Annotated in this window: 6 protein-coding genes; 1 reads left to right on the top strand and 5 read right to left on the bottom strand. The window is 71.8% G+C overall.

Going from position 1 to position 4,137, the window contains the following annotated elements:
* Positions 1-158 precede the first annotated feature (158 nt).
* The 5 genes from VF542_RS00860 to uraD all read right to left on the bottom strand — a co-directional run bounded on the left by VF542_RS00860 (position 159) and on the right by uraD (position 3,489).
* The gene (locus tag VF542_RS00860; RefSeq protein ID WP_408649813.1) at positions 159-689 is read right to left on the bottom strand and encodes a (2Fe-2S)-binding protein; all 531 of its coding nucleotides are present in this window, start codon (positions 687-689) and stop codon (positions 159-161) included.
* Positions 680-1,549, bottom strand: a complete 870-nt coding sequence (locus tag VF542_RS00855; RefSeq protein WP_408649812.1) for an FAD binding domain-containing protein — start codon at positions 1,547-1,549, stop codon at positions 680-682. Before VF542_RS00855 ends, VF542_RS00860 begins: the two co-directional genes overlap by 10 nt.
* A gap of 89 nt (positions 1,550-1,638) precedes the next feature.
* Positions 1,639-2,508 carry a factor-independent urate hydroxylase gene (pucL, locus tag VF542_RS00850; protein ID WP_408649815.1) on the bottom strand — a complete coding sequence of 290 codons (870 nt, stop codon included), beginning with the start codon at positions 2,506-2,508 and terminating at the stop codon, positions 1,639-1,641.
* Between the two features lie 19 nt (positions 2,509-2,527).
* A complete protein-coding gene (gene uraH / locus VF542_RS00845; protein WP_408649814.1) occupies positions 2,528-2,851 on the bottom strand; it encodes a hydroxyisourate hydrolase in 324 nt (107 codons plus the stop codon).
* A gap of 119 nt (positions 2,852-2,970) precedes the next feature.
* Positions 2,971-3,489, bottom strand: a complete 519-nt coding sequence (uraD, locus tag VF542_RS00840; RefSeq protein ID WP_408649811.1) for a 2-oxo-4-hydroxy-4-carboxy-5-ureidoimidazoline decarboxylase — start codon at positions 3,487-3,489, stop codon at positions 2,971-2,973.
* Positions 3,490-3,581: 92 nt separating this feature from the next.
* Here uraD and VF542_RS00835 point away from each other — a divergent pair.
* On the top strand, positions 3,582-4,137 hold a 556-nt coding region (locus VF542_RS00835), incomplete at its 3' end, for an amidohydrolase family protein (protein ID WP_408649810.1).

The following is a 4,137-nucleotide window of genomic DNA, read 5'->3' as shown; positions in this document are numbered from 1 at the left end:
GCCGGTGGTGTCGAGCAGTTGGGCGCCGCGCCTCAGCTCCTCCGGAGCCGGCCCAGGCCCGACCGCGACGATGGTGGTGCCATCGATTGCCACGTGCCCGGAAGGGTATTCGGTTCCGGACACGTCGACGGTGGCGACGTGGCCACCCTCCAGGACGATCACAGGGCACCTGCCTGGCCGGCGCCTGCTGGGCCGATGCCTGCCTGTCCGTTGCCTGCTTGGCCGGTACCCCGGCTCACGGCGGCGGCCTGCACCGCCTCGATGATCTGCTGGTAGCCGGTGCACCGGCACAGGTTGCCGGCCAGCGCCTCGCGGATCTCGGCCACCTCCGGCTGCGGCCGGCGGGCCAGCAGGTCGTGGGTGGCCACGATCAGGCCGGGCGTGCAGAAACCGCACTGCACGGCGCCGGCGTCGATGAAGGCCTGCTGGATCGGGTCGAGCGCGGCGCCGTCGGCCAACCCCTCCACCGTCTGGATGCTGCGCCCCTCGGCCTGCCCGGCCGCGACCAGGCAGGCGCAGACCGTGACGCCGTCCAGGTACACCGTGCACGAGCCGCACTCGCCCTGCTCGCAGGCGTTCTTGCTGCCGGGCAGGCCCATCCGCTCGCGCAGCACATAGAGCAGGCTCTCGCCCTCCCAGACGTCGTCGACCTGGCGGGCCTCGCCGTTCACCGTGGTGTTCAGGCGCATGCGCGGTACTCCTGCCAGGCCCAGGTCAGGGTTCGCCGGGCCAGCACGGCCAGCGCCTGCCGGCGGTAGCTCGCGGTGCCGCGGACGTCGTCGATGGGTGTCGCCGCCTGCGCGACCAGCTCACCGAACCGGGCGGCCGCGGTGGCAGTCAGCTCGGCTCGGGACTCCCAGTGGCCGGCCGAATCCAGCTCGCCGGCCAGGAACGCCTCGGCGGCGGTGGCCCGCAGCGGGGTCGGGGCCGCCGAGCCGATGCCGGTCCGCACCGAACCGGTCGCCGGGTGCAGGGCAACCGCGAAGGAGCAGACCGCGATCACCATCGCGTTGCGGGTGCCCACCTTGGCGAACTGGCACGGGCCGGAGCCCTCCGGGATCCGGACGGCACGGATCAGCTCGTCCGGAGCCAGTGCCGAGCGTTTGGGCCCGAGGTAGAAGTCGTCGACCGGAATGAGCCGGCTGCCGCGGGCCGAGGCCACCTCGACCGTCGCGTTCAGGGCCAGCAGCACCGGGTGGCTGTCCCCGGCCGGCGAGGCCGAGCCGAGATTGCCGCCGACCGAGCCGCGGTTGCGGATCTGCGGGGAGCCGATGGTGCGCGAGGCCATCGCCAGGCCGGGCAGCCGGTCGCCCAGCTCGGTGATCACCCGGGCGTAGGGCAGCGTCGCGCCGAGCACCAGCTCGCCGTCCTCGATCGCCCAGTCGGCCAGCTCGCTCACCGGATTCAGGTCCAACAAAGCCTCGGGCCGGCGGCGGTCGAAGTTGATCTCGACCATCAGGTCGGTGCCACCGGCCAGCGGGGCGGCAGCGGGCTGCTCGGCCTTGGCCGCCAGCGCCTCCGCCCAGGACCCTGGTCGCAGGAAGTCCACGGATCGCCTCCTTCTGTCTCAGCGACCATAGCCGGGACCGGCGCAAAACGCCCGGCCCGGAGCTGACCCGACCTGCCGGCCCCCCGCTGTCAGGACCAGGCCGGTCCCGCCTCCGGCGCGTCGTCGGCCAGCACCTGGCCCTCGATCAGGCCGTACGGCCGGTCCGCCGCCAGGTAGACCTCGTTGTGGTTCGGCAGCCCGAACGGGCTGAGGTCGACCAGGAAGTGGTGCTTGTTCGGCAACGCCAGCCGGACCTCGCACACCTGCGGCACCTCGGCCAGCACCCGGCAGCCCATCGCGTAGAGGCTCTGCTGCAGCGAGTAGCTGTAGGTGCCGGTGAAGGCGTCCAGCAGCGCCTGCCGGGCCGTGTCGTACGTCACCGCCCAGTCGCCGCCGTCGTAGTCAGCGTCGCGGAACCGCCACCGCGCCTCGACGCTGGTGGCCAGCATCCGGTCGGTGGTCTCGGCCAGCGTGGTGTAGTCGTCGCGGGCGAAGCCCCAGAACTCCGAGTCGGTGGTGTTGAGCAGGGTCAGCTCGCGCAGCCCGCCGAGCACCCAGCTGCCGGACTGCTCGTCGTGCACCACGGTGACGGTGCGGATCCCATCCCCGGAACGGACCAGCGAGTGCGGCCCGATCGGGTTCCAGCCGTAACTGTCCAGCTGCACCCGAGCGCGGGAGATACCTGGCTGGCGGTCGACGAAGTGCCGCGCCAGCGCCAGGGCGAACACCTCCGGTTCGACATCGCCGAGCTGCTGGGCCAGGACGTAGATGGTGTTCTTCTGGGTGTCGGTCGGCAGCACCTGATCATTCGCGCCCGACAGGTGCACCTCGCGCATGTCGCCGGCCAGGCTGACCGAGACGTTCCAGTCGCGGATGCCGTGCGGTTCCTGGCTGCGGTCGACCCGCACCACCCGGACCTCGGCCTTGCCGTACCGGTTCTCGCCAAGGACTGCCATCAGTCTTCCCCTCGGACTGCCATCAGCTGCCCCGGTAGGTCGAGTAGGCGAACGGGCTGAGCAACAACGGAACGTGGTAGTGCTGGCCGGCGCCCTCGACGCGGAAGCTGACGACGACCTCGGGGTAGAACGCCTGCGGACCGAGGTAGCTCTCGGTGTCGAAGACCAGCCGGTAGTGCCCGGCCGCCAGCCCCGGCGACAGGTCCGAGATCCGGCCGTCGGCGCCGGTGACCCGCTCGGCCAGCGGAATCCAGCCGTCGGTGTCGCGCCGCTCCAGCCGGACCGGCACGCCGTGTGCCGGGCGGCCGTGCACCGCGTCCAGGACGTGGGTGGACAAGCTCACTATTGGACCTCGGTCTTCGCGCGAGCGCTCATCCCTGCCATTCGCTGCGCTCCTCACTCGCTGCGCTCGATCGATGCTCGCTCATGAGCAGTGAGCCTGGCACAGACAGGCACGCTTGGCATTCACCGGAAGGCCTTGGCCAACCGCAGCCGGACGATCTTGGCAAGCTCGGACCGGACCACCTCGCGCTCGGCGATCGGGTCGTTGGCAAGCCGGGATAGCAGCGCGTTCAGCATCGTCTCGGCGGACAGGCCGGTGGCGCAGATCAGGAAGACGTGACCGAAGCGGCGCTCGTAGGCGACATTGGCGGCGGCCAGCTCCTGGCGCACCAGATCGGCGGCGGTGGCGGTGCCGGCCTGCTCCTGCCGGGACCAGCCGTCGGACCGGCCGGCACCGCTCGCGCGGTCACCGATCCGGGGGTGGCCGGCCAGCGCGGATTCGAGCTCCGGCCAATCCAGCCGCGCCAGCAGCGCGTCCGAGGCGGCGGTGAGGCGGTCCAGCCGGGCGTAGGGGCGGCCGCTGACCAGCCCGGAGATCCACCGCCTGCTGGCGCAGCACGGCATCAGCTCGGCGGCGGCGTCGGCTACCGGTGCCACGTCGAACTCGGCCACCGCGATCGGGCCGATGTCTGCCGGGTCCACGTACACCACCCTCTTCCAGTCCCGTCCAAACCTAGCGTGAGACCGGCGGCGTGGGCGCCTGCGTGTTGGATAGGGCCGTGTTGGATGAAGCAATGACCGATCTGCTGCTGCGGGCCCGCCGGATCATCACTGCCGAGGGTGAGCGCTCCGGTGCCGTGCGGGTCAGCGCCGGGCGCATCGTCTCGGTGGACGGCTTCGACGCCCCGGCCGCCACCGGTCCGGACGCGGCGGCGGCCCGCGAGGTGGTCATAGCCGATGACTGCGTGCTGCTACCGGGCCTGGTGGATTCGCACGTGCACATCAACGAACCCGGCCGGACCGAGTGGGAAGGCTTCGACACGGCCACCGCGGCGGCGGCTGCCGGCGGGATCACCACGGTGGTGGACATGCCGCTCAACAGCATCCCGCCGACCCTCGACCTGGCGTCATTGCGGATCAAGCAGCAGGCTGCTGAGGGCCGGGTGCACGTCGACGTGGCGTTCTGGGGCGGCGCGGTACCGGCCAACAGCGGGTCCTCCGGTGACGACCTGCTCGACCTGCACCGTGCCGGGGTGGCCGGGTTCAAGTGCTTCCTGCTCGACTCCGGAGTTCCGGAGTTCCCGCCGCTGGACCGGGCCGAGCTGACGGTGGCGATGCGGCGGATCGCGG

The organism is Jatrophihabitans sp. (assembly GCF_036389215.1).
GTDB lineage: Bacteria > Actinomycetota > Actinomycetes > Mycobacteriales > Jatrophihabitantaceae > Jatrophihabitans_A.
This window is presented reverse-complemented; position numbering and strand designations above follow the sequence as displayed.